Annotated in this window: 32 protein-coding genes; all 32 read right to left on the bottom strand. The window is 36.8% G+C overall.

Annotated features, from left to right (window positions below):
- Nucleotides 1-2: 2 nt before the first annotated feature.
- The 32 genes from F3I00_RS03495 to F3I00_RS03335 all read right to left on the bottom strand — a co-directional run bounded on the left by F3I00_RS03495 (nucleotide 3) and on the right by F3I00_RS03335 (nucleotide 26,031).
- Nucleotides 3-392: a hypothetical protein gene (locus F3I00_RS03495; protein ID WP_024273047.1), complete on the bottom strand. Its 390-nt coding sequence runs from the start codon at nucleotides 390-392 to the stop codon at nucleotides 3-5.
- Nucleotides 358-567 (bottom strand): XkdX family protein, encoded by a 210-nt coding sequence (locus F3I00_RS03490; RefSeq protein WP_020807530.1) that lies wholly within the window; start codon nucleotides 565-567, stop codon nucleotides 358-360. The genes F3I00_RS03495 and F3I00_RS03490 overlap by 35 nt, the downstream gene beginning before the upstream one ends.
- Nucleotides 568-579: 12 nt before the next feature.
- The gene (locus F3I00_RS03485; RefSeq protein ID WP_003656397.1) at nucleotides 580-1,044 is read right to left on the bottom strand and encodes a hypothetical protein; all 465 of its coding nucleotides are present in this window, start codon (nucleotides 1,042-1,044) and stop codon (nucleotides 580-582) included.
- 54 nt (nucleotides 1,045-1,098) lie between these two features.
- Nucleotides 1,099-3,954, bottom strand: coding sequence for a BppU family phage baseplate upper protein (locus F3I00_RS03480; RefSeq protein ID WP_232610096.1), 2,856 nt, complete (start codon nucleotides 3,952-3,954; stop codon nucleotides 1,099-1,101).
- Nucleotides 3,896-4,105, bottom strand: a complete 210-nt coding sequence (locus F3I00_RS03475) for a hypothetical protein (protein WP_020807532.1) — start codon at nucleotides 4,103-4,105, stop codon at nucleotides 3,896-3,898. The genes F3I00_RS03480 and F3I00_RS03475 overlap by 59 nt, the downstream gene beginning before the upstream one ends.
- A 15-nt stretch (nucleotides 4,106-4,120) precedes the next feature.
- Nucleotides 4,121-6,919: a phage tail spike protein gene (locus tag F3I00_RS03470; RefSeq protein ID WP_020807533.1), complete on the bottom strand. Its 2,799-nt coding sequence runs from the start codon at nucleotides 6,917-6,919 to the stop codon at nucleotides 4,121-4,123.
- On the bottom strand, nucleotides 6,916-7,659 hold the full coding sequence (locus tag F3I00_RS03465; protein WP_020807534.1) for a phage protein: 744 nt from the start codon (nucleotides 7,657-7,659) through the stop codon (nucleotides 6,916-6,918). The genes F3I00_RS03470 and F3I00_RS03465 overlap by 4 nt, the downstream gene beginning before the upstream one ends.
- A complete protein-coding gene (locus tag F3I00_RS03460; protein ID WP_159310979.1) occupies nucleotides 7,646-13,096 on the bottom strand; it encodes an NlpC/P60 family protein in 5,451 nt (1,816 codons plus the stop codon). Before F3I00_RS03460 ends, F3I00_RS03465 begins: the two co-directional genes overlap by 14 nt.
- Nucleotides 13,097-13,306: 210 nt before the next feature.
- Nucleotides 13,307-13,858, bottom strand: a complete 552-nt coding sequence (locus F3I00_RS03450; protein ID WP_020807536.1) for a hypothetical protein — start codon at nucleotides 13,856-13,858, stop codon at nucleotides 13,307-13,309.
- A 79-nt stretch (nucleotides 13,859-13,937) separates the two neighbouring features.
- Entirely contained in the window at nucleotides 13,938-14,585 is a 648-nt protein-coding gene (locus tag F3I00_RS03445) for a phage tail protein (protein ID WP_020807537.1), read from the bottom strand.
- The gene (locus F3I00_RS03440; RefSeq protein ID WP_020807538.1) at nucleotides 14,585-14,956 is read right to left on the bottom strand and encodes a DUF806 family protein; all 372 of its coding nucleotides are present in this window, start codon (nucleotides 14,954-14,956) and stop codon (nucleotides 14,585-14,587) included. The genes F3I00_RS03445 and F3I00_RS03440 overlap by 1 nt, the downstream gene beginning before the upstream one ends.
- On the bottom strand, nucleotides 14,940-15,419 hold the full coding sequence (locus F3I00_RS03435) for a hypothetical protein (RefSeq protein WP_020807539.1): 480 nt from the start codon (nucleotides 15,417-15,419) through the stop codon (nucleotides 14,940-14,942). The genes F3I00_RS03440 and F3I00_RS03435 overlap by 17 nt, the downstream gene beginning before the upstream one ends.
- On the bottom strand, nucleotides 15,412-15,768 hold the full coding sequence (locus F3I00_RS03430; RefSeq protein WP_035425575.1) for a phage head closure protein: 357 nt from the start codon (nucleotides 15,766-15,768) through the stop codon (nucleotides 15,412-15,414). Before F3I00_RS03430 ends, F3I00_RS03435 begins: the two co-directional genes overlap by 8 nt.
- Complete coding sequence (locus F3I00_RS03425; protein ID WP_020807541.1) at nucleotides 15,725-16,105, bottom strand: DNA packaging protein; 381 nt, start codon at nucleotides 16,103-16,105, stop codon at nucleotides 15,725-15,727. The genes F3I00_RS03430 and F3I00_RS03425 overlap by 44 nt, the downstream gene beginning before the upstream one ends.
- A 12-nt stretch (nucleotides 16,106-16,117) precedes the next feature.
- The gene (locus F3I00_RS03420; RefSeq protein WP_020807542.1) at nucleotides 16,118-17,323 is read right to left on the bottom strand and encodes a phage major capsid protein; all 1,206 of its coding nucleotides are present in this window, start codon (nucleotides 17,321-17,323) and stop codon (nucleotides 16,118-16,120) included.
- Between the two features lie 5 nt (nucleotides 17,324-17,328).
- On the bottom strand, nucleotides 17,329-18,042 hold the full coding sequence (locus F3I00_RS03415) for a head maturation protease, ClpP-related (protein ID WP_020807543.1): 714 nt from the start codon (nucleotides 18,040-18,042) through the stop codon (nucleotides 17,329-17,331).
- Complete coding sequence (locus F3I00_RS03410) at nucleotides 18,002-19,198, bottom strand: phage portal protein (protein ID WP_020807544.1); 1,197 nt, start codon at nucleotides 19,196-19,198, stop codon at nucleotides 18,002-18,004. Before F3I00_RS03410 ends, F3I00_RS03415 begins: the two co-directional genes overlap by 41 nt.
- Nucleotides 19,198-19,404 carry a DUF1056 family protein gene (locus tag F3I00_RS03405; protein WP_113533035.1) on the bottom strand — a complete coding sequence of 69 codons (207 nt, stop codon included), beginning with the start codon at nucleotides 19,402-19,404 and terminating at the stop codon, nucleotides 19,198-19,200. Before F3I00_RS03405 ends, F3I00_RS03410 begins: the two co-directional genes overlap by 1 nt.
- Complete coding sequence (locus F3I00_RS03400) at nucleotides 19,385-21,259, bottom strand: terminase large subunit (RefSeq protein WP_020807545.1); 1,875 nt, start codon at nucleotides 21,257-21,259, stop codon at nucleotides 19,385-19,387. The genes F3I00_RS03405 and F3I00_RS03400 overlap by 20 nt, the downstream gene beginning before the upstream one ends.
- Nucleotides 21,256-21,705: a phage terminase small subunit P27 family gene (locus F3I00_RS03395; RefSeq protein WP_020807546.1), complete on the bottom strand. Its 450-nt coding sequence runs from the start codon at nucleotides 21,703-21,705 to the stop codon at nucleotides 21,256-21,258. The genes F3I00_RS03400 and F3I00_RS03395 overlap by 4 nt, the downstream gene beginning before the upstream one ends.
- 167 nt (nucleotides 21,706-21,872) lie before the next feature.
- The gene (locus F3I00_RS03390) at nucleotides 21,873-22,385 is read right to left on the bottom strand and encodes an HNH endonuclease (RefSeq protein ID WP_020807547.1); all 513 of its coding nucleotides are present in this window, start codon (nucleotides 22,383-22,385) and stop codon (nucleotides 21,873-21,875) included.
- Nucleotides 22,386-22,671: 286 nt separating this feature from the next.
- Nucleotides 22,672-23,148 (bottom strand): ArpU family phage packaging/lysis transcriptional regulator, encoded by a 477-nt coding sequence (locus F3I00_RS03385; RefSeq protein WP_020807548.1) that lies wholly within the window; start codon nucleotides 23,146-23,148, stop codon nucleotides 22,672-22,674.
- 90 nt (nucleotides 23,149-23,238) lie between these two features.
- Nucleotides 23,239-23,730, bottom strand: coding sequence for a hypothetical protein (locus tag F3I00_RS03380; protein ID WP_015979941.1), 492 nt, complete (start codon nucleotides 23,728-23,730; stop codon nucleotides 23,239-23,241).
- Nucleotides 23,727-24,089 carry a VRR-NUC domain-containing protein gene (locus tag F3I00_RS03375; RefSeq protein WP_020807549.1) on the bottom strand — a complete coding sequence of 121 codons (363 nt, stop codon included), beginning with the start codon at nucleotides 24,087-24,089 and terminating at the stop codon, nucleotides 23,727-23,729. Before F3I00_RS03375 ends, F3I00_RS03380 begins: the two co-directional genes overlap by 4 nt.
- Complete coding sequence (locus F3I00_RS03370) at nucleotides 24,082-24,339, bottom strand: hypothetical protein (protein WP_020807550.1); 258 nt, start codon at nucleotides 24,337-24,339, stop codon at nucleotides 24,082-24,084. Before F3I00_RS03370 ends, F3I00_RS03375 begins: the two co-directional genes overlap by 8 nt.
- On the bottom strand, nucleotides 24,320-24,613 hold the full coding sequence (locus tag F3I00_RS03365; protein WP_020807551.1) for a hypothetical protein: 294 nt from the start codon (nucleotides 24,611-24,613) through the stop codon (nucleotides 24,320-24,322). Before F3I00_RS03365 ends, F3I00_RS03370 begins: the two co-directional genes overlap by 20 nt.
- Nucleotides 24,600-24,848 (bottom strand): hypothetical protein, encoded by a 249-nt coding sequence (locus F3I00_RS03360; protein ID WP_020807552.1) that lies wholly within the window; start codon nucleotides 24,846-24,848, stop codon nucleotides 24,600-24,602. Before F3I00_RS03360 ends, F3I00_RS03365 begins: the two co-directional genes overlap by 14 nt.
- Nucleotides 24,841-25,113 carry a hypothetical protein gene (locus F3I00_RS03355; protein WP_020807553.1) on the bottom strand — a complete coding sequence of 91 codons (273 nt, stop codon included), beginning with the start codon at nucleotides 25,111-25,113 and terminating at the stop codon, nucleotides 24,841-24,843. The genes F3I00_RS03360 and F3I00_RS03355 overlap by 8 nt, the downstream gene beginning before the upstream one ends.
- The gene (locus tag F3I00_RS03350; protein WP_020807554.1) at nucleotides 25,100-25,366 is read right to left on the bottom strand and encodes a hypothetical protein; all 267 of its coding nucleotides are present in this window, start codon (nucleotides 25,364-25,366) and stop codon (nucleotides 25,100-25,102) included. Before F3I00_RS03350 ends, F3I00_RS03355 begins: the two co-directional genes overlap by 14 nt.
- Before the next feature lie 13 nt (nucleotides 25,367-25,379).
- Entirely contained in the window at nucleotides 25,380-25,661 is a 282-nt protein-coding gene (locus tag F3I00_RS03345; protein WP_020807555.1) for a hypothetical protein, read from the bottom strand.
- The gene (locus F3I00_RS03340) at nucleotides 25,661-25,840 is read right to left on the bottom strand and encodes a hypothetical protein (RefSeq protein WP_024273045.1); all 180 of its coding nucleotides are present in this window, start codon (nucleotides 25,838-25,840) and stop codon (nucleotides 25,661-25,663) included. The genes F3I00_RS03345 and F3I00_RS03340 overlap by 1 nt, the downstream gene beginning before the upstream one ends.
- Nucleotides 25,837-26,031, bottom strand: a complete 195-nt coding sequence (locus F3I00_RS03335; protein ID WP_020807556.1) for a hypothetical protein — start codon at nucleotides 26,029-26,031, stop codon at nucleotides 25,837-25,839. The genes F3I00_RS03340 and F3I00_RS03335 overlap by 4 nt, the downstream gene beginning before the upstream one ends.
- Nucleotides 26,032-26,036: the final 5 nt, after the last annotated feature.

Below are 26,036 nucleotides of genomic sequence, written 5' to 3'. Positions count from 1 at the left end.
TCCTAGCGATCATGAGCTACATGCAAAATCAAAAGAAAAAGGACTACATCGCCAATGACGGTGTGTCCCATTCTGAATTCAGATGTAAAGATAATGTGTCCTAATTGCAAGAATGCCAAGCCTAATACAATACCTCCACATACTACTAAAAGCGTACGAATTAATAAGGTATCGTCAGGTCTAAATGCAGTAGCAAAAAATAGCACTATGCCAACTAGCAAAATAAAAATATCTATTCGCCAGTCATTGAGCGCGCTTTGCAAATTAGGCGGCCAAAAGAAATAATGACGATCGTACCAAAGTGAGCCGCCAATAGCGATCATAGTTATTGCAATAATTACCTGAAGGTCATTAAGCTTAAGGTTGACTAAGTACCGTTTCAGCTTGGTCATAGTCCTCACCTGTGATTTCTTTATATCCTTCTTTGCTAAGAATGCCTTGCTGAACATAACTTCGGAAAGTTAAGTTGGCTTCTTTCTTTTCGCCAAACCAGCCCCAATTATATTGGTTCTTCCATGATTCAATTAGTTCTCTTTGAACTTCTGCGATCATTGCTTGTAAATCCATTTTAAAATCCTCCTATTTTGATACTTCAGTATTGCTGGATTGAGATCTTTTACCCAAGGCAACCATCATTGCACTTAAGCTAGCCACCATTCTGTTAGTTTGTTGAACGGAGGCTTGAAGTTGCTCCATAACCTTATCGCTGGCTTCCGCACTTTGCAGAGTGCCTTTGTGGGCTTCTTGCAAGCTAGTAATACTTCCTTCAAGGGTCTTCAAGCTTTCGGTAACTGCTGTCAAACGTTGTCCGTAAGATTCTTCGCTAACGTCGTACCATTCGCCTTTCATCCAATCATATTTTGGAGATTTCAAGTTTGGATCAGGTGGAGTTACTACTAAAGGATATTGATTAGCTGTAATTACATCAACTGATGAAATTACCCTAAAAGGCACATCATCGTTTGACCAATAATAAGTCTTCATAGTTGTAGCTGTACCAGCTGCTTTTGCTTGTTCTGCATTTTGATTAGTTTCTTCTGTCATAGTTAAATTCCTCCATAAAAAAATCCCTAACCATTTGGTTAAGGATTAAAAATATTAAATCGGTGTGTTAGTGTACTTATGCCATTGACCGGACCCATTATAAAGCTTACGGCCATAAAGGTTGTCTCCCTCGTACACAGTTTGATATTGAGTTTGACCATCAAGATTAGTAATTTTCAAGAAAACACTATGACGATTATCACTCTTATATGGTCCGTTTTGGACTAAACAGTTAACAACCTTTAAAATTCCTGTTTCTTTATAAGCATTGAAGTCTACGGTTTGATTACTGATAGTTCCTGATGGGCTCTCATAGTCAACGCGGTGTTGGAACATAGTTTGTTGCATGGTAAAGCCTTGCAATCTATCAGATAGATCCGTAACTCTATTCATCATAGCGAATTGATTCCATTGCGGATATGAATTAGTAGTTTTAGAAACAGTTCTTACAAAACGTTCAGGTCCCTGGTCAACAGTCTGATAAATGGTGTTGTCATCATATTTAATCACAGTTAAATAGTACCATCGTCTTGTAGTATCAGGCCATGGTCCATTGATAGTGGCACAATTAACGATCTTATAAATTCCTGTATCCAGATAAGGATCACTATTTAAATTGATAGCTGTATTCAATGCTTGATCTGTTGGATAGCGATAATCGGTATGGTTTCGAACATCTCGATAAGCTCTGGCAAAAGTAGCTAATGTTGCTTGATCTACTAGCACAGGCTTTCCAGCCTGTTCTACTGTCGTAGGACCTGGCTGATCGGTTTCAATATTATAGCCTCTAATAACATTCACATTTAGATCGCTTTTTTGCGCTACATCAGGCTTACTTCTAATATTATTCCAACCTACTGATCCCGTATAGTATCCATCCATATTAATTGCAGCTACTTCGTCGCCATCTGCTCTTCTAAAAGAAATGTGATTAGAATCATCATCACCTAATTGAATAGCTAGATCTAGATTGTCGCTGGCGTTGTTATCTCCAAAAATTTTAATACTATCAGAAGCGCCATTCCATTGAATTCCACCAATATTGCCCTCATGAGCATTATAAGGACTTTGTGCATCCCAATTAATCCAGCTTCCCTTCTGCATACTACCGCCAGATACAGGCAATACTTCATCGCTATTCGGTATTTGTTTCCACGGCTTCCATGTACTCTCCACGTATTGACGATGCCAGATTCGTGCGTCATTTGTATCTTCATAATAGGTCTGTTCAATACGTGAATCATGAGCATTATCGACTTTTAAGATACCCCCATTTGCAACAGGATAATTACGGCCATGATCGGGCTGTGTAATAAAGTATATTCCTGTACTTGTTAAAGTATTGAAATCAGGAGAATCTACCATATCATGACGACCATCTAGCCTATCAAAGTCAAGATAGCTTGGGCACCAATCAGTAGCGATTGAGCCTGATTCAAGCTTTAAATTAGCAAAATAAATAGAACCTCCCGGAATAGCGGCATCATCATTCTGCTGTATCCGCAATGTAGTATGATAGTAGCTTTCTGGAATGCTAAAAGTTATCTGATGTCTTCCCCATTTATTGTTTACAGCGTCAGATGTAGCAAGCGGAGCTCCACCATGATTATTAGTCCAATCACTATATAATCCAAAATGGAATATTGGGGAATCATCTATACCATTTGTTCGAGCTAGAAAACTTAATGTGTATGTCCCTGCCGGTAAATACACGCCACCCGGAATAACAAGTGGAGCATTTTTAGCTTTATCGCCCCATACATAAGCTATTTTTGTTTTAACTAAATTTATATTTGTGTCAGAGGACCACTGACTTTTAGGATCTATAGATATTCCATTGTGCGCATCACTGTCGCCATAATGTCCTGTACTAAAATCCTTCAAAGTAGCTGTATTAGGAAGCAAGTTTACACCACCACTGTTGTCTGTTCTTCTGGAAAAAGTAGTCCAATCAATCTGACCAAGACTTGTTCTTAATTGGTCAACCTTCTTTTGAACAGCGTCAGTTTTAGCATTCATATCTGGCAATTTGTTATTCATCAAGTCAGTCACTTCATTGATAATATTGCCAAATTTAGTTGTTAAATCCTGAACGGTGCTATTTAAACTGTTAGTCTTAACTTGCCACTCTTTAACAATTCGGCTAAATGTGTCATCCCAAGAATGCTGTTTTGCATTCCAGTCTGCTTGGTCTTTATCTAGCACTTGCTTAGCATTGTCTTTAATTGCTTGAATGGTATCTTTAGCTTGCTTGTCAATGCTAGATTTGTCAGTATTCCATTGACCCCAGATCTGATTTTTATTATTAGTCCAGTCCTGGTTAATAGCATTCTTTTGATTTGTGTAGTCTTGCTGACGAGCATTTTGTGCAGCATTAAATTGATTTTGAAAATCAGCACTTAAAGAATTGTATTGATTACGGAAGTTCTGCAACTCTTGATCAAGTTGCTGTTCCGCTTTTTGCAATTCAGCCTGAAGTTCACCATCAGCTTGTTTAAGCAAGGTTTCCATCTGTTGCTTTAATTTTTCCAGATCTGAAATATACGTTGTGTTGTAAACCGTACACTTTAAGCTGTCTCTAACTTCAATATAGAAGTCAGTAGTTGAATCAATCTTCGACCCATTAGATTTATCAATAATGTCAAACCAAGCCGTACCTCTTGCAGAATGAACTTGATCGTGTAACTGATAAGTAATATGCCCTATTCTTTCATCCACGATTTCGACGTTATCATCTGAAACAAACTTATTGCCATCTTTATTTTCATTAAAGACGAGAGATTTATTTGTTAAATCGTATGGCGTTCCATCAGGATTGAGAATAAACGATTCTAGTATTTCACCTTTATCACTATCTCTTACCTCCACTCGACTTAGATTGGTCGTTTGTTTGTTCGTGCTTAGTGTCACTGCTTGGAGCATTCTTTTCGCCTCCTTTCAATTGATCTCTCATTCTAATCTCGTTTTGTAATTGTTCGATTACAACGTCTTTCCTAAAATTTAAAAGCTCTAAACGTGCAATTTCGTTTAGAGCTTTTGCTAAAACAGCATCATTATTCAATTATTTCACCTCAATCTAATGAATTCGGCCGCCACGCTGTTGACGTATCCAAGCAATGTCAGAAGCATATAAGTATTGATTTCCAATCCTGAGCACTCCCCAATTTTGATCCCAATCAAGAGCAACTTTTTCTTTGCCAGGTGCTGTGCAAGAAAAGCCATGGTCGCCCGACATAACTGCAACTTTTCCATCGCCACCAATTGAACGTATGTAAGAATCACCATCAACAGTAATACCTTCAAGTTTAACTCCTGTGATCGTACCACCAGTAATTCTTTCAGCAATTAGCCGGCCTTGACTGTCTATGGCACTTCTAGCAACCCCATCGCGTCCAACGTATTCTAAGCCTTCAGCATTAAAACGGAGATATCCGCCACCATTACTTAAAGCTCTTAATTCAGTTGGCTTTTGCCAGTTAGGATAAGCGGTAATTTCTCCCCCGCCACCACTGGCAATCCAGTTGTGTACGTCTTGTACAGTCGTATTTATGGAAGTAATCATACTTTGTAATCGGTCATAGCTATCTCTCCAAGCTTGATCGTCAATACCAAGCTGCCTAGTTAATTTAAGCAATCCAGCCTTTTGATCTTGATCATTTTCTTCCATAACTTGCTTTAATTCCCCAAACAAGTGAGTTGCGCGTTTAGTAGCCATAGTTGTATTTTTTGCAACCATATTAGTTACAAAATTATTTAAAGCATGGTCATAACTAATAGGCAACTGACCTATTGTAATGCTGGTAGCAATTTCTCTAACAGGATCCCAAGTTATGGAAGTGCATTGAGCTTTTTCAAAAATTCCTACCTCATCGAATAACACACTCACATAATCATATAAGTCAACTTGAGTTAATTTTTGATACTCGCCTTGCATTTGCTCATATGAAACAGTAAGCGAAATATTTGGGTAACCGATCCTGTATTCTTTCATATAAGCTTTAGCAACTGCTAGCAACTTGTTCTTATCATTACCAATTCCATAAGAAGATAAATCTACTGCTTGCACTCTCAAAGGTGCGTTAGTTATCCGTGCATATTCAGAAACTAGCACTGTTTCGTCTAATTCTAAAGTTTGTTCTGATACCTCAGGCTCAGCATCCGAATCATCTTCACCTGGTGCTACATCTGTGGCATGAGCGAAACTGAAGAAATCTGAATTAATCCATTGATTAGTTCCAACTTCATAAAAGGTTTTACCTTGACTAGTTGACTGCGCTGTAATTCTTAGTAAACTACCTAAGCTATAGTATTTTCCGGTTGGACTTATACCACTTGGATCACTATATACAGGAACTTGTGCAGTTTGCTGAATATTAGCTTTTTCTGCATCATCTTCTTTATATTCAACTGTTCCAGGTTCTTTAAAGCTAACATTATCGCCAGATTTAACCCAAAGCTGATGGCCATTCTGCTGACCAATGTGATACCACTTAGTGCCTTCAGAGTCAGTTGAAATATCATAAATCGGATATTGACCTTTATTATTCCAGCTAATTACGTTTCCTGTCCCACCAGGACCCGACATCACTGTTACATTACCATTAATGCTTAAACGGCCATAGGCTTTTTGCGTTGCATAGTCCCCAGTCTTTGATAAGACAAAATATTGAGATGAAATCCATTGCGTATCTCGATTGCCTAAATTGTACCAAACAGTTCCATCGATATCTTTAGCCTTCCAATAAATCTTATAGCTAGAGCCATTATTCAAGTATTGTCCGCTCTTATGACCTCCAAAAGGTGAAGTATAAAGTGGCACTTGACCAGGGCCTGCGTATGAAACCGTACCAACACCGTCATTCTTAACAATTATGCCTTGAATATCATCACCCACTTCAAGAGTTCCCTGAGCAGTGATCTTATTAACTACATAGTTACCTGACTTGTCAAATGTAATCAAACTGGCTTCAACCCAACCACCTGTATCAGTCTTATACCAGATATCATTATTGAGCGTTTGCTTATCAGTCTTCGCAACAAACTTTAAGTATTCGCCATTCCTGATACTGTTTACAGGGGTGTGTCCTTTATATGGGGTACTAAAAAGGTTAATTGTACCGTTAGCCAAATATTGAACTGTGGCTTTTCCATCAAATGGTTCTCCGTCTGGCTGTGGTTGTTCTTCGGGAGAATAGGTTACATACGGCATAATCGCATTATATGTTCCACTAGTGGTCTCATCCCTAGTAATGGACTGCATATTTCGCCCGTATTTAATCACTACCCCATTATCTTGACCAGCATGTTTCAGCATAGTTAGGTAATAATTATTGAATCTAAATTCTCCATTGTATAAAGCTTCCATTGTGTTAGTGGTTTGATCCCCAGCTTGGTCAGCTCCAAAAATAGCAGCATTAGCATTACCTAACTCTTTAAAGTTCCAGCCTAAGTTTGCAACGGTAGGAATATCACTAGCAAAACCTAACCCTGAAACAGGCCATGCCAAAGCATCGCTAATTAAATCAAATGCTCTATTCGGCCCAGCATGTGCTTCACTGATATCCTTTTTGAGAGGAATATTCGATAAATCAGACCAGACATGATTAGCAGTAATTGAAATTGAAGTCATACTCTTAGATACGTCTACAATTCTAAATTGTTGATTTCTTTCATCATCTTCTAGTCCCATATCAGCCACAATTACCATGCCCTCAGTTATGTCTTTGCTTAAAGATGCATTAATCGGATAAGTCATTGCTAAAGTAGGTATCTGATTCCTATTTTTAGTAATTGAAATAGTAAGTAAATCCTTAAGTGATCCTAGACCTTCAGTATTAAAGTCAGAAATATATGTTTCATAAAGTCGAGGAATCATACAATTGCTCGCCCCCATCTTGGTTGGTATTCAAACTTAGAATAGTTACCTTTTAATGTAATACTATTTTTACCTGGTATTAATTCCGGATATTCATGATTAGGCAAAATTGCCCTGCTTGTCCGTCTTTCTGTCAGTGACTTATAAACCAAACATTTTTCACTATCTATAAACAGTTCGTCATCAGTATCTTTAAACTGATAATCTAAACCATTAACAGTCATCGTAAAATCGCCATTGCCAACAATATGAAATAAAGGCAAGGAATTATATTGCGTTGGATTATAGATAGGTAAGGTGGAGACTGGCTGGTATTTAATTGATTCATCATCAATTAGAAACGGCTTGCAGGCTAAGCTCATTGTTACGTTAGCAATATTGCTACTTTGTGGTGTTACAGTAGGACTTTCGCTTACATAAGCTTCCCAATGCCAACCTCTAAAATGATCAAAATAAAAAGGCTCATACTTAACAAATTTATCTTTACATGTTAACCAATCACCAAAATCCATCCCCCACGTAAACCAATCTTTATAGAAAATTGGACGCTCGACAATAAAAGTTATTTGTTGCGTGATATCTGTATAGTTCAAATTATCATTAATGTAAGAACCATTTACACCCACAACTTGAGTGAGAGAAACGTTTCTTTTGGTTGTGGCCTGCACTAATGGAAAAACTACACGCGCTCCAAAATAAGTGGAGCTTTTATTGTGATAAATTAATCTACCGTATGACACTTATACCCTTCTTTCTATTAATTGAATTCAAACGCATTCTTGCATTTACAACCTCAGTAATTGAATTCCCCAGAGACTGTTTATCTACATTAATACTAGTTTCAACCGTTGCTGGTGCAGTAAGAATAGCAGTAAGCAGATCAATTACTTTATCTAATTTTTCGCCTAAACCACCAGCATTAGCAGAGGTTGGTTGAATATTATCTCTAGCGGCAACAATCGCAGCAGTCTTGCCAAGCAATTCATAAGAACGACTAGATTTAACCGCTGATAGTGGAATAGCCATTTCTAAGCCAGCTTCGCCAAAAATAGAAGGCTGGTTAGCAAGACCGCCATTTGCATAACGTTTGTGTCCTGTGGGTCCCCAACCTGCTCCAAAGTGAATATCATTACGCCAGTTAGAATCATTAAATAAAGCAAGCAATTGATCCCAGCCATGGTAAATATTGCCATGTCCTTTAACTTTATATGCATTAAAAGTACTAGTTTTGTACTGCAATAATCCTCGTGCTGGACCAGAACCGTCACCATCTGGATCAGCTCCTGGCTGTACAGCGCTAGGATTGCCTCTAGATTCACCAGCAATCATAGAGATAATTTTTCTGATTTCTGTTGGAGTAACTGAGGTATGCATTGTTTCAGCAGCCTTTTTAATGTCTTCGCCCCAACGATCAGCTCCTGTACCAGCAGGATCCTTTGCATCAGCTGCAATACCAAATAAATCTCCAATTTTACTAATGAACTTAAAAAAGCCACCCATTCCAGGTAGCCCTTTAATAAATTTTTCCAAATTAGAGTTTGCTTTGACGTTGCTTTCTCCGCCCTCGTTCTTTAATCCTGGAACACGACGATAGCTTACTTCTCCCTCGTGAAAGTCTGAGACATTGGCCATTCCTATTCCAGAACTTGGATTCATAGCCGACCATATTTTACCGTTGCCTGCATAAACACCAACGTGGTTTCGACCACCAGGTCCAAAGAATACTAAGTCGCCAATTTGTGGATCTTTAACCCCACGTGAAGCAGAATATTGATCGCCTGAATAGTGAGGAAAGCTTTTACCAAATGCTTTCTCTAAGGCATACTTAACCAATCCAGAACAATCAAATGAATCTGGGCCTTCGGCACCCCATACATAAGGTTTGTCTTTACCATATTTTTCAACAGCACCTAGCAATCCTCCTTCTGCTTCTCCATCAAGAGAACTGGATACCATATTCCAAAGAGTTTTCCAAAAGGCACTTACTTGTTTCTTACCTTTATCAAATCCTTTGGTAATCATCGTATGAAATGCGCCACGAGATAAGCCTTTAACACCAGTCCATTTAAAAATACCATCCAAGTATTTTTGTGGACCAGAGACAATCTTTTTAGCTAAGTCAAAGAACTTCTTCATACCGTCCATAGTGTTCTTAGCCCATGAACCGATACCACCAAAGAAATTACCTACATTCTTGCCAATATTACTGAAGAATCCACCAATACCGCCGTTTGCAAAATGAGCAACTCCCATTGCACTCATTAAATTCTTGGTATCTGAGGCATTAAGAATTTCATCCCCTGGTAAAAGCATTGTGGTAGTATTTCGACCTTGGAAAATACCAAATTCTCCAGTTGTAGGACGGTAAAGAGCTTCCTTATTGCCAGTTTCTGGTGAATCATTGCCATCATTAACCATTGCTAATGTTGGTTCAGTAATCGCACGTCTTTGAGAGCCAAAGTATCCAGTACCAGTTGCAAAATGAGATAACTTTTTAACAGTAGAGTGACCACCACCAAAGAAATAAATGACATCATTAACAGCACCAATACCACCATTAACAATATCGATCAAACCAGTCATGGCATTTTTGCCGAGCTTTTGCATTGACTTCCACATATCAGAAAAAATATTCTGAATACCTTTACCTAAATTGGACCAGCCATTTTGCCATTTTCTATTAAAGCCATCAAACCAGGAATGCATATTACTTCCCCACTTTGAAGCATTTGACTTCATATCTGACCATTTTTTAGCTGTATCACGCTTAATTGAATCCCATTTATCAGCAAAATTATGGGCTATTTTATGTAGTTGATCTCCAGTAGTCTGTTTTAAAGCATCTAGCATATTGCCATGATTCTTCTTTAAGTTTTTTTGGAAATCATTAGAAATATCAGTTACATAGCTATGATGTTTAAGCCATTCTTTGCCTGATTCTTTTGCATATCCTTTGGTTTCTTCAAGTAATTTCTTAGTACCATCAGCACTGCTTTTCTTCGCTTTATTCCAGAAAGTACCTACTGACTTATTTAAAGTTTTCCAATGAGAATCCCATGTCTTTTTTGCATTCTTAGACCAGGATTTAAAGCTTTTTTGTAAAGACTTAGTCCCTTTATCATAATTTTTCTTAGTGTTCTTAGACCATTGGGAAACAGCTTTTTGAGTATTCTTCCAATGATTATTCCAAGATCTACTAAAATCTCTAGTCCATTTCTTAGTTTGCTTAGAAATATCCTTATAAGCAGTTTGAAATAGTTTTCCCTTTTGAAATGCCTTTACATATCTATTTTTAGGAATAGATTTGAAGAAATCACCTAGGTTTGAATTAAATTTCTTAAAGAAGTTGTGACCATTTTTCAGAAAAGTATCGTAACCCTTCTTAATATTAGGTCCCAGTTTCTTTACAAAATTCTGTGAGTTTTTAACTGTTTTATCTAGATTTTTCTTAGAATCCTTACCAAATTTCTCAAAACCTTTACCAACTTTTTTCCAATAATCATTCCAAGCTTTTTGCTGTTTCTTTTGGTTTTGTTCTCTAAGCTTATCAATTTTTTGCCATTCTTTTTGAGATTTTTGGTTAGACTTTTTAATGCCTTTCCACCAAGAATCAATGCCCTTGCTCATCTTGCCAAAAGCATCCTTTGTGGACCAGCCTAAGTTTTCCATTGACCAGAAATTCTTAGGTGGCTTCTTAGACTTCCAGCCATTTAGAAATTCTTTGGTTGCTTTACCACCCCAGCCACCAGCTATCTTACCAATCTGAGAACCGATCGCTGCACCAGCAGGACCACCAAAGAAAAGACCAATACCGCCACCAATTGCAGAACCTATTCCTTTTCCTGCATCTTGGTACTGTTTCATTGATCCTTTCTTATCTTTGAATGCTGATAGGATAGATGAACCAGCATCTAAAGCAACGCCCACACCTGCTGCACCAGTAGCAACTTTACCAGCTGTTGTTAAGTTGCTAAATCCACCAGCAGATTTTAAAGATTGAAATGCACCTCCAAAAGATTTACCAGATAGTGCGTTTTTAGCGCCCGAGCCTATCTTGGCGAAAACATCTTTGAACGAGGACCACATTTTTGAAGCTGTGGATTTTGCAACACTTGCAATCGTTTTAAACCCAGAGCTAATTTTAGAAAATGCTGTTTTAACGCCCGAGCCTATCTTGGCAAGTGCCCCTTCTGGCCCTTTGAGATCTTTAACAGAATCAAGTCCTTTAAAACCATCATGAAGTGCTTTAACGCCTTTATAGGCTTTGACACTACCACTTGCAATTGAAAACAATCCACTTGCAACTGGTTTTAAAGTCTTAATGGCTGCAATAGCAATAATTGCCTTAGAAATCCATTGAATCGCTTTTTTATTTTTAGCTAAATTATCTAATACCACTCTTAATTGTTTCAGAGGGTCTTTTGACTTTAAAGCATTCTTACTAGTTAAACCAAAGGCTTCAGCAATATCAACAATTATTTTAGAAAGAGTCTTCCAAGTATCTATTGCAATATCTTTGGTAATGGACATAAGATCAGACCCAATACCTACAATATCGCCTTTATGCTTGGCAATGTAGCCTAATGCTTGCATTCCAAGTTTAGCAACTTTTTGAATTGCTACACCAAGCATTTCAGCACCATCTTGTACTGGCTTTGACTGCATTAAGTCAGCCAATTGTTGCATTCCTGATGTCTTCACATCAAATAATGGTTGTGCCATTTTAGCTTTTAATGAATTCCAAGAGTCCTGCATTGATTTTGCAGCACCACCTTGGGTCTTTTTAAAGTTAGCAAAGGCTTTACCACCATCTTGGCCGGCTTTTTCAACTAATTCTTCAAATTGTTTAGTCGACATTTTGCCAGAAGTGACCATCTTGCCAAATGCTTCTTCTGACATTCCAGCCACTTTAGACAAAGCCGCACCTAATCCAGGCGCTTGCTTACTCATTCTTTGCCATTGCATTGCTGAAACTTTAGAGCCACTAAGAGCCCTAGCCATTGCACTTGATAGACCAACCATTTCGCCGGAAGTCATCTTAGTCGCATCCCCAATGGTTGCAATACTTTTAGACAAAGCTAACGTATGCGATAAATTACCATTAGTTAAACGATTCATATTTAACTGTAGCTGATGAACTTCGTCCCCAGTCATTGCAGTATTAGACTTCAAGTAGCCCATTTGATCTACTAAGATCTGAGTATCATTTTTATTTTTACCTAATCCAGCCCACTGTGCTCGAACTTTACCAATTACACCATCAAGCTGCATACCTGATGTAATAGTTGACTTTAGTCCAGAAGTTAATGAACTAAACCCTGAAGAAACAGCATTACTTAAAAGATTTGCACTAAAAATCTTTTTAAACAAAGAATGAGTCTGTTTAGCTTCTCCATTAACTCCAGTAATTTTAGATTTAAAACGATCAAAAATTGATGGATTAGCTTTCTTCATTTCTGAAGATAAACCTGACATTTCAGATTTAGTCTTAGCTAAACTTGTGGCCGTCTCATCTACACGTACTTTCTGACGTCTATATGCTTCACTAGATTTACCAGCTTCAGAAGCAATCTTAGATAATTCATTAGATTGGATCTTATAAACTTGATTTAGTTTGTCGTATTCACGTGATAAGCCCGACAATTTAGCCTTATTGGCCTCTTCATGCTTACCTTCTGCTTCAAGTCTTCCAACATAAGCATTACTTGACTCAGTAATTTTTCTAAGTTCGCTTTGCGCGCTTGCTAATCCTGACTTGTAGTAATCAAGCGAGTTACGAGCCTTTTCTTGTTGCTGACTTAATTTAGCAATTTTAGTAGTAGCGTTAGCAACATTGCGTTCAGCAGTAGCAATTTCTTTTGAATATCTTTCGTACTCATTGCGACCTTTTTCTGTCGTTGTATCAACTTTAGCTTGCGCCTCTTTTAAGCTATTTAATTCAGACTTATTACGCTCCAATAAAGATTGTTGCTTCTTTAAAGTATCTCCTAGTCCTTCATACTTAGCTTTTGCAGCTCCCAGTTGATCTCCAGCTGATTTTAGTTCGGCAACTTGTGCTTTCCATGCACTAGTAGCAGAAGATACCTCACTTTTTAAAGATTTAAGCGTTTGAATTGGCTGTTCGCCATCTAATGATATTCGTGTATTAAAATCTCCAACTGGTATTTTTCCTGCCATTATTTAACCTCCTTTCTAGTTTTTCCTTGTGCTAATTGGCTTAAAGCATATTCACTAGCATCTATTGGGCGATCTTTACGGCTTTGAGCTTCCATAATTTGTGCCCAGCGATCTGTGTCAAATGCTTCTATTTCATTAGGTGAAACATGACCATTAACGATTGCATCTTGTTCGGTGTAATCAATATCTTCAACAAATTCTGACCAGAACTTATTTATCTCCCAAAGAGTTACTTTTCTTATCTGATTCAGAAGCCTCCGAATCTTCTTTAATATCTAAAATTGCAAACACAAGCTTTTTCGCAACTTTAGCAATATCATCAGTATTTAAATCTTGGTTTTCAAATTTTTGCTTTCTGGCTTTTGTATTGATACCTGCTAAATCCTCAATAAAAGCTAAATATTTTTCCGTAATTTTCAGTTCAGTCTCAGAAGTCAGAGTGACCTGATTTACTTGCGGTGAAATTGCTAAAGCAACTGATTCAACCCTCATATCCCAGTAATCCGGATCAGTTGAGCCGAACCCAGTTCCATACTTGTCTTCTAAACGCTCTAAGGTACGCTCATCTTCTGCTTTAGACTTATCAAGCTTTTGCAAAACATTCAGATCTCGTACTGCACTAGAAAAGCCTCTTTGTTTTTCTAATTGAATTTGAGAAATATCTTGATTAAGCTGACCAGCTTTTCTTTTCATTCTGAAGCTATGATCCACTTCAATAGGCTTTAAACCTAATTCTTTTGCTTCTACAGTAATTTGAGTCATTTATTTATTTTCCTTTCATATAAAAAAAGCAGGATTCGAACCTGCTTTATTTGTTCCTACCCCTCCCTCCCTGCTTTAACTACTTAGAAGGTGCTGGAGTTGGGGCTGATGTTTGTTGGAAACCATCAATGATATAAGCCAACATTGCTTCCTCATTTTTCCAAGCTGGATCACGATCAGGATCACCAACAAAGATTTGATAGAGTAAATTATCAGTTGGACGAGCTTGTGGAGTAACTGTAAATGTGTCATGCACAGTCACTGGACTAGCTGCATCAGTTTGCATGTTTACACCCGTACCTGGAGTAAAAGTACAGTATGGGAAAGCATAGTAAACTGGAAAGCCATGATTTTCAGAAACTGCAATATAAGCCCCCTTGAACAAGCGCTTATCCGCACGTTTATACCCACCATGTTCTTTATCCTTAAACAAACCTTGCATAAGAGAGGCAATATCAAAAGGCATATCATTCGCTGCAAAAGTACATGAAATATTCTCAACACCAACTTCACTTTCAGCAGTAGTGTTAGAACCATAAACTTTAGTTACTGTTGGGTTCAAACCAGTAATATTGCTTTGGGTAGTACCTCTAGCAGTTTGTAAATCAGCTTGAAAAACACCTTGTGCTTTGTATTGACCATACTTTTTGAATTCATCAAGAGTTTTCAATTTTGCATTATCATCTTCAGGAGCAATTAATGCTCTCGCAAAACCATTTAATTCCATTAATTTAACTTCCTTTCATAATTGCGTGTGAAATGGAAAGTAAGCATAGTTTCATCTGTTTCAGGATCAGTTCCTTCATCTGGTCCATAGCTTACTTGCCATTCAGGCACTAAAAAAGACACAATCGAATTCTTGATCGTGTCTAAATTAGCTGTTTTATTTTCTATACCAATAAAAACTTGAATTTCTACTTCTTGAACTTCTACAGTGGGAATATTTGAGCCATAACCGGCATAACTTCCAATAACTGGAGTAATCAGCAAATCAGTTTTAGTATTATCAATTTTCCCTGTTATTCGCTTTTTATAATAGCGATCGACTCCGGGCACTTTATTTAAAATAGCTTGATATGCGTCATTTATCGCTGTCATGGTTCATCACTTCCTTAAATGCCTTTAATTCAGCTTCCTTAACTGATTTCTTAGCTTCTTGTTGGGCTTTATCATAAAAATGCATGTTGGCATATCTTTTCTCAGACATATGGTGCTGACCATTATTTACAATCTTAGCTAAAAAATCATAGTACTTTCCTTCAAAGCCAACATCTGTATCTCCAGTATGAGTTTTATCAGCTGTATAACCAGCCTTATACGTAATGCTATCCTGCAGGTGCTTAGTCTTTCGGTGCGAATTACCATGCTTAGCATTCGCATGACCAGCAGAGCGCCCTCTTCGATAGATTTCATTGCTTCGTGGCGTGCGATCATGCAATACCTGACTAAAAGCTTCGGCACCTGCGCCGGTAATTCTTGCCTTGTCTTCAGGTGTCAATTTCATGCTCTGCTCAACGGAATCAACCCAACTATCTAAAAACTCTCCCATATCTTTAGCCATGATCTTCAACCTTCTTAACAGTCACTAAATCATAGCTTGTGGGAGAGTTCTTTTCATCTGGATTTATATGAACAACCTCATACATCTCGCCATTAACTCTAGCTCTTGAGATTTGATCCCAGAAACTATCTAACCGATGTCTTACAGCATACATTCGCTGGTCAGCTAAATTAAGCCCCTGAGCTTGAATGATCTGAGTCGTGTTCAAACTATAAGGAATTGCTAGAGTCGTCCATAAGACTGTAATTGAAGGAATTGGATTATCATTTTGGTCGTACTCAGGTTCATCAGATTCTTTTCCAAACTCAATCTTCTGATTTTGTCTGCTCGGATTCAATATCCTTACCATCGTGATCCTCCAATTCCTTGGCATAACGCCCTCTAAGCTGGCCAATTACTGCATTTGTTACAGCATCCACCGTTACTACTGCACCAGAAGTAATGCTCACTGGATTTTGAACATAAGAAGCTGCTAAAGCATTGCACACTAAGGTATACAGTGGCTTATTCTCCTCAGAAGTATAGAAATCATCTAAGTCAGTGCCAATTGCACCCTGAACATAGCTTTCAGCTGCAATTAAAGCACCAGTCATACGTTTCTTTAAACCTTCATCTAAAGAATCGTCTTCATCAAGATATCCTAATGACCTCTTAAGGCCATCAGTGATCTTAAGATAAGCGGTCATTAAGAATCACCTCTAGTTTTGAGAGGTTTGCTTATCAGTATCAGCCGTTCCTTTAGACTGATCTGCAACAGTCTTAAATGAAGCAGCTGCAAAAGCTCCATCATCAATTAATTCAACATCGAATCGGTCAATGAAACGAAGCTTAGTACTGTCGCTTTCAAATGAACCAGCGCCAGTATTAGTAGTGTCAATTTGCATTTGTTGACGGTCAAATAAAGTAATGCCTTGCTTTAAGTCTCCGAAGTATAGAGGGTGTGAACCTGATACATCTGGTAACCACTTATCAGCAATACGAACTACAGGTTTACCATCAATCATGTACTTATCTGGATTAGTTACATCTGGTTGCATTAAGTAGCGACCTTCTGCATCTTTTAATTTACTTAAAATGTTATACCCAGATTGGTTAGTGATAAAACTTGAGCTTGCTTCAATTGCTGGATCAAGAGTGTTGTTTTCTAAGTCCTTAATATCATCAAACTTAGAAATAGTTGGCTTTTTAGGAGCTTTCCCCATGACTTCGAGAATCTTAGCATTACGAGTAATAACATCTTTTCTAGCTACCCAGTTAACTAACCATTGGATGATGTTGTCTACAGTATCCTTTAATAAAGTATTAGTTACAGTAGTAATTCCAGCGTAACGGTGAATTAAGTACTTAATTACTGTTAATTCTGGGTCGTCATTATTACCAATAATGGCTGTTTCGTCATCTAAGTCTTTCAATGGTGTAATATCGTTCAACTTTTCGTAAACTCGTGAGCCATGAGAAGTAGAAACATTTTCAACATTAACTAAGCTTTCAAGAGATACAAATGAACGTGTTAAAGTTCTAATTTGTAATTGAATATCTTCTGGAATAGTTAAACCTGCATTTCCAGCACCAGTAGTTCCAGAAGTTACCAAGTTCTTAAAATCAGAAACAAATTGGTTCTTAATAGCCTTAATATCAGCTTTACCGTCTTGTTTAACTGGTAATGGTTTCTTATTAATTGGTTCAGCATTCAAATCAGCTCTAGCGTCTTCATAAGCTGCTTTAGCTAATTCTTGATTCATCTTGGCATTCTTTAAACTTTCATTTAACTTGGTAACTTCATCTACAGAGTGAGAAGATTCATCTTTACCAAGATCAACAACAATTTGTGCGCGTTTATCTTCTAAGTCTTGTACTTTTTGACCAGCCATATCAAACGCGTCTTTTAATTGATTGATATTCATTAATCTTAATTTTCCTTTCCAAATAAAATAACCAGCTTCTTTTGAAGTTGGCCATCATTCTTTTTATTTTCTTTTGGTAGAGGTTTAACGACATTCTCGGTCGATTGGTTATGAAGTAAGTTCTTAATCTTATTAATCATATCTGGTTTAACTGATAGAGAACCATCTGCATTTACTAATGCAGGCTGTTTACTATCTTGAAACATAATTTCGTCTGCAAATCCTTTATCTACTGCTTGTTTAGCATTCATCCAAGTAGTATTACACATTAATCTGTAAACTTCTTGCTTGTCTAAGCCAGTGCGTTGACTATATAGATCAACAAACGACTTATCAAGTGAATCCAAAGCATTTAACGCACTAGATAAGTCATCGCTATTACCCATTGAAATTGTAGAAGCTCTATGGATCATCATTTGAGCAGTTGGCGACATTTCAACCTTATCTGCTGCAAGGGCAATCCATGAAGCAGCAGAACAAGCTTGACCAGTAATCTTAGCTGTAATATTGCCCTGATACTCTTTAAGTGCTGTATAGATTTCGCTTCCTGCGTCCACATAACCACCAGGAGAGTTAATCTCAAGCGTTACGTCTGATCCATCTGCGTCATTCAAAGCCTGCTTAACAGTCTTAGGATTAATGCTTTCATAGCCTAAATAATCATAGACGTCAGCATAATCACTCGGAATTACTTCCCCGTTCATCTGAATTGTTACCATCGTCATCACCTCCCTCTTGTTGCTGAATTAATTGAATTGCTTGTTGTGGTTTCTTTTCTGGATCAGGCAAATCGCTAGGGAGATAGCCAGAATTTTGTAAAATAAATCGAGCCTGATTACCAGCAATTGTGCCATCTTTGGCTAAGCCTGAAATAGTACTTGCATATTGGTCTCCCATTGCGTCAATAGCAAAGCGAATATCGGCTGAAATATTAGCATGCAATTTATCATTTAACTCGCTGATAATTGCTTGTACATAACGATTTAATGATTTAGCATATTGACCACCAATTTGAGTAATAGAAGATTGCTGGTCGCCTTGACCGTTTAAATAACTGTCGGGTACACCATAAACCTTTGCAATTTGATCTCTAGTCCAATCAACTTGATTTAGAAGACTTGCAATATTGCCTTTCATTTCTAACGGTTTGTACTCTTCAAGCGCATCAATTACTACTGGACCATCTGACTCATGAATCTGTTTTGAAATTTCCTTTGATCTTGCAATTCTTGTCTTAGCGTCAAGTAAACCACCATGTTGAATACTTAATACTGCACTAGCAGTAACAGACTGCTTTAATGCTTTTAAAGTTAAGGCATTAGAAGCGTCTTTGATTTGCTGCTCATTTATTAGTGCAGAAAGTGGAGATACGCCAGTTTTACCGCCATTCTTTGACAATAACCTAATATGAATGACATCGGAAGTCGGTACATTTTCCATATACCCAATTGCTGGTTCATCAAAATTAATGTTGTAGATTAATCCTGAACCGTCTTGTAATAGCATTGGTTGAACTTGTGAGGGTCTTAAATACTCCCAAGATAAATCAACTCCATTAGCATTTTTATGCCTATATGCGTAACAATTCCCATCTAGCAATAACTGGGCAAACATTCCTTGCCAAAAGCTATAGCCATTAGTGGTTACGCTCGGATTGCTAATAATTGATTGAGATCTATCAGAATCAGCAGTATAACGAACCATTGCTAAATCTCCTGATAGTTGCATAATCAGAGAAAAAATATCAGAGTTCTTTAATGCGGTATCAGCAGAAACATATTTCTGTGCTTCTCCGCCTGTTAGAAAAGTTACCCAATCAGGATCATTTAAAGAAAACCCCTGAGAGTGAGATCTATTTAGTTTAAGCAGAGGCATTAATTACCACCTCCTTTCTCACCGCCAGATGCGATAAGTTCTACTAAATAACCAGAAATTAAAAGGGCTACACCGCCAACGATGTAACCCAATGGTTCATTAATTTTGAAAGCACCAAAAGTAATTGCTATAAGTCCTGCAAAATAGAAAATCACATCAATGTATTTCCATAGCTGTTCTTTTAACTTAGTTATCAGTGGTCTCACCTCCTAGTAGTCCTGACTTAGGATTCTTAAACCAATCAAGGACTTGTTGTTCTGTCATTCTATCAATTTCAGTGTCTTTATTATTTAAATCAGCATTTTCATCGAAGTAGTACATTCCTTGAAATAGTGCATCAATTAAAGCATCGACAACATCAATCTTTAAAGTGGCTTTATCCTTGTCAATTTGAATACCAATTTTATCAGCCTTAACTATCGCATTAAGTAAAGCCTTTTGCATGATTGGATCATTAGGAATAGATACTTTATGAGTAACAAAAAGTTCCTGTAAAAACTTAGTAGGATTTGCAAGAGCTGACGTTCTTTGCTGAATGTCCATAATGTACCAGTCGGTATTTACATTAAGAGATTCTGTTATGTTCTTGACTTGATATGATCCAAAGCGGTCATAGCCAAAGAATTTAACTTTCAATTGGTGTTCTTCAACATAGCTTAGCAACCATCTATAAATCTGTTCTGGATTAATAATGCCTTGTTGATGTGCTGTAATCGTGCAATATTCAGGATAATTACGGTAGGCAAGTCCATCTTGCTTTTCTTTAGCTTCAATTGATCCTGCATGTTGCCAAGGGATAAAACTATGCTGTTCTAAATGGAATTTTCTATCTCCATAAGGATAAACAAAACCTAGTGCTGTGTTATCTGAAAACATAGAGTAGTCAAAGCCGATAAATACTTCTCGACCATCAATCTTAAAATCATTATCTACAGCGTCCTCAACGTCTCTTAAATTTAAATAGCTATCAGTTGATTGTTTTAGCCATAAATTGAGGTTTTTAGTTTGAAAGTCTGAAATATTACCAGTTAGCAAATCGCTATCACGCTTGTCTTTTAAGCCTTTCATCAAGCCGTCGTGTTGATCCGGTAAATCTAAGAGGGGATTGGACTTAACCCATGTTTCAGGCTTGTAAGTTTCATCTAAGCTATCTTGTGACCAAATTAATCCTAGATAGCTATCTGCATCCCTTTTCCAATCCTGCTCCATTGCTTGAATAACCATTTTTTGATCTTGATGGAATGGAACTGTGGGATCAGGATAAGAAGTAGAAATTTGGATAAATTGATGATTTGGAACTTTAACCTGGCCAGAAATGATCTTGCTCACAGTTTCCCGTGATTTAACTTCTCCGATTTCATCAAATATAGCTGTTCTAAAGTGATAAGAGTCATATTGTCCAGCTTCAAGACTAATGGCACGTAAAACATTATTATTTTTCTTCATAATAATTTGGTCTGACTGAATATAAAGATTTACTTCACTTGCGTAGCTTTTAAAAGGTTCACTTTGAATAATTTTTCTCATCATTGAAGCGACATAGCCAAATAACTTCATAGTTTGTTTGAAGTTAATAGAAGCCACTAAATAATCTTGATTTGATAACCCAATGCTTTCAATTAGAAATGAGTAGCAAACTAAGATAGCCATTTGATACGTCTTACCTTGACCACGCGATACAGAGTCTATTACACGAGTAAATCGTTTGTTGCTATCCTCATCACGCCAGCCAAACATAAGAGCAAAAGTGAACTCTTGCCATTCCATTAACTTAGTTGGCTCTCCAGTATCAACATTAGGACAAATTTTAGCGAAAGTTAGAAGTCTATTAGCTTCTTCTACATCATAGTGATAAGGAAAATCTGGTTGTCCTTGTCTTTTGAGATCCATTAAATGCCGAAAGCATGCAAGTTTTATCCTATATCCAGCTATTTTTGTGCCATTTAAAACAGAAAAAGCGTATAAAGTTGCGGGATCAGTATATTTTGATTTAATATCTGACCAATCAATGCTTTTAAAAGCACCGATTACGTCATGAGTTTGTGTTAGATCAATTTTCATGATTTAAAGAACTCCTTCATTGATTCAGCAACTGATTTCTTTTCTGTGTCTGGCCCTGAAAGTTCCATAAGCTTATTTCTAGCTTGTGGACTTAGGCCCAGTTGTTTACCAATTGTATTAAGTCTTCCTAAAGAATCAGACATCATATTGTAAGCAGGATTTTTCTTGAAACCCTGAAAATCACGACTGACCACTGAACCATCTACAGGAGAGAGAGAAGTTTTATAAACCTTTTGCTGAATGCCATTTTTTTGTAAATCTTCATAAGCCTGTCTGTAAATATCATATGCAGAACAATATTGCTGAATTAAATACTCGTCTGCACGAATAATCTTATTGCTTTTATTCAAATATGCGGTCAATTTGGGCCACAAATATTTGCCGTAAGTTCCCAGCCATTTCGGCGCTTGCGTTGGAACTTTTGGTTTAGTTAAGTCAACGTTCATTAGGTTTCACCCCGCTTTCAAAAAGTTTCAAAATTTAATATTTCACGCAAGATGACGGCTATGGTGCGGCTCTTCCATTTTCGCCACTAGGCGGGGGATAAAATTGATTTAATTTTCATTTGAGTATGATGATCGCTCATTAAAAATTAAATCGTCTTAGATCGCAGTTATTTGTCATCTCGTGCATTCATCAATTTATTAATTATTTCAATATCCGTAATGGCTGGTACATCTTTTAAAGAATTATGTAGACCAGTACCATAATACTTCTGCTCCCAGCGTGTCTTCTTGGCATGACAGTCCCTACAACACGTTACCAAATTATCTGCATTCTTCATTCTGTTTTGATCCCATTCAATAGGAACAATGTGATCGACAATGTTTCCAGGATTTATCCGACAATATTTGCACAAGTTAAAGTCACGTTGAAGAGCGAGAGCACGAAGTGACTGCCACTCACGAGAGTGATAGAACTTATTCTGCTCTGACTTAACGGAGTTACGATAGCGAGTGACATGATTGTAATGCCAAGTAGTAGAGCGTGAAGCTTGACGCTTGCGATACTTCTCACGTTCCGCTCTATACTCTACTTCATACTTAATATGTTTGGTGCAGTAGTAATTAGGCATCATGGCAAACCCATGACATCCCTTATACTTACACCGTCTAACTCTTGGCATTTTATCATCTCCACATAATTCTTAGAGCAAAATAAAAGAGAGCTTGCTGTTTCCATAAGCAAACTCTCCAGCGATATCGTAAGCAGATAAAGCATGTAAATTGTAAATGACCTAAATAAAAATATAACAATTAAAATTGATGCTTGCGATATCTGATGACTGATAATGGAGTCGAACCATTACCAGCCTTACATATTTATATTTAAGGAGTGGTGTGAGCATTATGTATTCCGATTTAACTCACAGTACTACTATAGCTTATATTCTAGCCGTTCGACCATCACTATTATTCCGCTAAATTACCGGTATGATTCCGGTCTTTTTTATATCGATGTAAATCAATGATTGGTTCACAATTCATATACCTTTGCCAATGATCAAAACTATCAGCAAAGAATAATTGTGCTCGCCGTCTTAACGCATTGTATTGAGTGTGACCATATCTAATTGCATCGGCTACTTGCCAACTCTCCATTTGATAAATGTAGAGATCGCGCATTATTATTTTTGACATTTCAGGTAGATGGTAAATGGTGTGATGGATTGCTCTTACCTCTGCCTCAGCGTTAAGACCATGAATGATATTTACTTCTGCATGATTAGTTCCACTGGAATGACCAGGTGCTAGAGATAAGCTAGGAGAACGTAAGTCAGTAAGATTACGACCAGCCATTAGAATTAATCTTTCTAAATCATCAGTTAAGAATTCATCAACTCTATCGCACGTCTTATCGCAATCTAATTCTCTAAATAATAAACTCACATTCCCACTCCTCAAATTTACTGTTATTTTCAATACCTCATTTCTATATTTTAATACATATAACAGTTAAAAGGTATGGGTATAAGTAGACTAAAATTGCTTGTAAGTCCTGATATCATAAGAATCTTTAACTCGTTCTGTACCGTGCCCATCGATCATGTGCGAACCTAATGGTATCTGTTCCCAATGGAATTTTTTGAGATGATAAGCTTTATGGCGTCTATCACAAAGATAATCAATTGCACCAGCAGTAGTAGGTATTTTAAAAGCCTTACGTAGTGCATTTAAATCTGTATAGAACTTGCCATCAATTAAATAGTTATAGTGAGGTACAATCGGAATTCTTGCTTCTCTACGAAAAATTTCAATAACTGACGCTGCAAACTCTGTTTCAGCAGAGATTTCCCACTTATCAAATCCTCGTTCAAGAAGCTTAATACAATTAGCTCGTCTATCTTCAAACGTTCCAGAAGCCAGCTCATGAAGCTTAGTAAGCTGTGGGCTATCCATATCAAAACGATTAATTGATCCGTCCTTTTCTAATTGGTGTAAATAATCATAAAACTCAGTAGAAAGTGTCATGCAATTCCTCCTTCATAATCATCAAAACCATAGCCTATAAGTGCACCTTCGACTATCATTCGAGCATCATCTACACTGCGAGCAATGCCGTGAATAATACCATGTGATGTAAGCATGTGATGAAAACGTATCTGATCTTCTCTTGGTTTGCCAGTTGCATTCTTAACTTCAATATAGAAAGCTTTGCCATCAATCCATCTAAAACCGGACAAGTCGGGAAAGCCAGAAGGTAATCCAGTAGAAAAGAAACGCCCATCTGGTGTTCTCATCTTTCCAACGTTAGCACGGAATACTGTACAACCATGCTTAGATAATTCAATTTGTATCTTAGATTGAATACTATGCTCAGATTCAGACATTATTTTCACCTGCTTTAATATAATTAACAATAATTCGCATAGCTTCCTCATGACGTTCAATATTATCAACTGTTGAATCATTAAATTTTGTTTGTGCATCAAAAGCTTTGGAAATCGTTTTATAATACTCATCAATTTCTTTCAAAGCTTGCTTACTGAGACGTTGCGATTCTTTCTGTAAATGATTGTTATAAATACAAAGTACAATGACCATCAAAGGTCCAATTGTGTTAACGATCGTCCAAATCAATGTCAGCCTCCTGAACCATAACAATATCTTTGGCATTTACAAAAACTTCACGCTGTCTGCTTGGTTTTCGATTAATAACGTAAGAGTTAGATCCATAAGTTATTTCTCGGTCTAAATCATAGAAAGATTCATCATCATAAACATAAGCGCTAATGTCTGCAATTGTATTAACCATTTGCAGACTTACGTTGTCAGCAATCTCAGGACTATAAATAATTAACGGTTCATCTTTTTCAAAATGTCTTAAAGTAATAATTGAGTTAATTTTGTTCATAATGTTTCTCCATTAATTGAGTTTGTAAATCTATAAAATCATCTTCAAATTTCGTAAAAATAAATGCTGCTTTGAGAACAGGCATATGATGTTTTTTAGCCCACAATGAAAGATACTTTTCAAAGCCTTTATAATCATTAGTTACTAAGTAATCTGTTAGTTTTAGTAGGCCATTTTCTTCTAATTGCTTTTGCCTAACTTTAATAAGTTGATACTTAATTATCATTTCATTCATCAGTTAACCTTCTCCCACATTTCGGGCAGTAATCAATAAGAGTATGCGTATATTGACGTTCATAGCATTCACTATCTGGCTCATCTGTTTCTAAAGTAAATGATTCTTTATCGGTATAGATATACGTTGCATATTTCCAATCCATTCCATCCCATAAATCAATTTTCTTTTTAAACTTCTTGTCAATTGGTTTACCACTTATGAAATCTGCACCCATATGAGTTATAGGATTGAAAGTGCAGTAAATACATTTATTTTGGCACATAATCAAAACCACTCACTTCTACAAATTCATCGTCTAAGTAAATTTCATATCTATCTTGTAAACAGCCAAGCAAATCTGGAATTGATTCACCTATAAAAGTCTCTGACTTATCTTTTAAAGATTTACCTGTAGCAAGTTCAATAGCATAAAATTCAGCTTCAACTTCCACTATTTTGACTTCTTTATAATCAGTTGTCTTTTTACTTTTTAAAATGACATTGTCCCCAGTCTCTGGTATTTTGAATCGCTTCATAAATTTTGTCTCCTTAAATCAAATTAGCATCCTGTAATAACTTATCTCTCCATTTTTTGTCTTTATTACAAAATGCTGTATCTTCATAATCCACTTCGTAACGATTTTTAGCCAAGTCATACGCAACTAGTAATACTTCTTTAAAACCACACTTATCACAAATAAATGGTACTTCAATATTATTATTTTCAAGATAATCTAAACTTTTTAATGCTGCTACATCATTTACACTATCTCCAATATAATTTTCAGTTTTACATTTAGGACATTTCCAGTCTTTACCATTTAAAAACATTATTTTTTCTCCTTAGTAGTTAAAATTTCATAGCCATATTCAAAATGTTCAAATGCCGTTTCCTTTACAACATTTTCAATCTCTTCTTCGGTAGCATTATCATCTACTTCAATATCTTCATAAGTATCTTCTGTGGGTTGATAATAATCTGGCGAATCCCACGAAACTCTAATTTTCATAGTCTCCTCCCGCACATTGGGCAATAAATTGCTTGAATTTCAAAAGTTAAATTGTAAATTGCAGAATCCACATCAACCGATAAAGCTGAATCTTCATTGAAACCCATGTAAATTTGTATTGGAGTATCATCAAAACTTACCAGCGGTTCATTACCTTGACAGTATTTACATTTATTATCTGTTGCTAGCATTCTAT

The sequence above is a fragment of the Lactobacillus sp. JM1 genome, from assembly GCF_009834385.1.
Taxonomy (GTDB): Bacteria; Bacillota; Bacilli; order Lactobacillales; family Lactobacillaceae; genus Lactobacillus; species Lactobacillus paragasseri.
Note: the sequence above shows the minus strand (reverse complement) of the source record. Positions and strands in the feature narration are given on the sequence as shown.

What these genes read in the sequence shown, in the direction of transcription:
- F3I00_RS03495 (WP_024273047.1), bottom strand. Translation starts at nt 392, where the DNA reads ATGACCAAGCTGAAACGGTACTTAGTCAACCTTAAGCTTAATGACCTT.
- F3I00_RS03490 (WP_020807530.1), bottom strand. Translation starts at nt 567, where the DNA reads ATGGATTTACAAGCAATGATCGCAGAAGTTCAAAGAGAACTAATTGAA.
- F3I00_RS03485 (WP_003656397.1), bottom strand. Translation starts at nt 1,044, where the DNA reads ATGACAGAAGAAACTAATCAAAATGCAGAACAAGCAAAAGCAGCTGGT.
- F3I00_RS03470 (WP_020807533.1), bottom strand. Translation starts at nt 6,919, where the DNA reads ATGATTCCTCGACTTTATGAAACATATATTTCTGACTTTAATACTGAA.
- F3I00_RS03460 (WP_159310979.1), bottom strand. Translation starts at nt 13,096, where the DNA reads ATGGCAGGAAAAATACCAGTTGGAGATTTTAATACACGAATATCATTA.
- F3I00_RS03450 (WP_020807536.1), bottom strand. Translation starts at nt 13,858, where the DNA reads ATGACTCAAATTACTGTAGAAGCAAAAGAATTAGGTTTAAAGCCTATT.
- F3I00_RS03445 (WP_020807537.1), bottom strand. Translation starts at nt 14,585, where the DNA reads ATGGAATTAAATGGTTTTGCGAGAGCATTAATTGCTCCTGAAGATGAT.
- F3I00_RS03440 (WP_020807538.1), bottom strand. Translation starts at nt 14,956, where the DNA reads ATGACAGCGATAAATGACGCATATCAAGCTATTTTAAATAAAGTGCCC.
- F3I00_RS03435 (WP_020807539.1), bottom strand. Translation starts at nt 15,419, where the DNA reads ATGGCTAAAGATATGGGAGAGTTTTTAGATAGTTGGGTTGATTCCGTT.
- F3I00_RS03430 (WP_035425575.1), bottom strand. Translation starts at nt 15,768, where the DNA reads ATGGTAAGGATATTGAATCCGAGCAGACAAAATCAGAAGATTGAGTTT.
- F3I00_RS03425 (WP_020807541.1), bottom strand. Translation starts at nt 16,105, where the DNA reads ATGACCGCTTATCTTAAGATCACTGATGGCCTTAAGAGGTCATTAGGA.
- F3I00_RS03420 (WP_020807542.1), bottom strand. Translation starts at nt 17,323, where the DNA reads ATGAATATCAATCAATTAAAAGACGCGTTTGATATGGCTGGTCAAAAA.
- F3I00_RS03415 (WP_020807543.1), bottom strand. Translation starts at nt 18,042, where the DNA reads ATGGTAACAATTCAGATGAACGGGGAAGTAATTCCGAGTGATTATGCT.
- F3I00_RS03410 (WP_020807544.1), bottom strand. Translation starts at nt 19,198, where the DNA reads ATGCCTCTGCTTAAACTAAATAGATCTCACTCTCAGGGGTTTTCTTTA.
- F3I00_RS03400 (WP_020807545.1), bottom strand. Translation starts at nt 21,259, where the DNA reads ATGAAAATTGATCTAACACAAACTCATGACGTAATCGGTGCTTTTAAA.
- F3I00_RS03395 (WP_020807546.1), bottom strand. Translation starts at nt 21,705, where the DNA reads ATGAACGTTGACTTAACTAAACCAAAAGTTCCAACGCAAGCGCCGAAA.
- F3I00_RS03390 (WP_020807547.1), bottom strand. Translation starts at nt 22,385, where the DNA reads ATGCCAAGAGTTAGACGGTGTAAGTATAAGGGATGTCATGGGTTTGCC.
- F3I00_RS03380 (WP_015979941.1), bottom strand. Translation starts at nt 23,730, where the DNA reads ATGACACTTTCTACTGAGTTTTATGATTATTTACACCAATTAGAAAAG.
- F3I00_RS03375 (WP_020807549.1), bottom strand. Translation starts at nt 24,089, where the DNA reads ATGTCTGAATCTGAGCATAGTATTCAATCTAAGATACAAATTGAATTA.
- F3I00_RS03365 (WP_020807551.1), bottom strand. Translation starts at nt 24,613, where the DNA reads ATGAACAAAATTAACTCAATTATTACTTTAAGACATTTTGAAAAAGAT.
- F3I00_RS03360 (WP_020807552.1), bottom strand. Translation starts at nt 24,848, where the DNA reads ATGAATGAAATGATAATTAAGTATCAACTTATTAAAGTTAGGCAAAAG.
- F3I00_RS03355 (WP_020807553.1), bottom strand. Translation starts at nt 25,113, where the DNA reads ATGTGCCAAAATAAATGTATTTACTGCACTTTCAATCCTATAACTCAT.
- F3I00_RS03350 (WP_020807554.1), bottom strand. Translation starts at nt 25,366, where the DNA reads ATGAAGCGATTCAAAATACCAGAGACTGGGGACAATGTCATTTTAAAA.
- F3I00_RS03345 (WP_020807555.1), bottom strand. Translation starts at nt 25,661, where the DNA reads ATGTTTTTAAATGGTAAAGACTGGAAATGTCCTAAATGTAAAACTGAA.
- F3I00_RS03340 (WP_024273045.1), bottom strand. Translation starts at nt 25,840, where the DNA reads ATGAAAATTAGAGTTTCGTGGGATTCGCCAGATTATTATCAACCCACA.
- F3I00_RS03335 (WP_020807556.1), bottom strand. Translation starts at nt 26,031, where the DNA reads ATGCTAGCAACAGATAATAAATGTAAATACTGTCAAGGTAATGAACCG.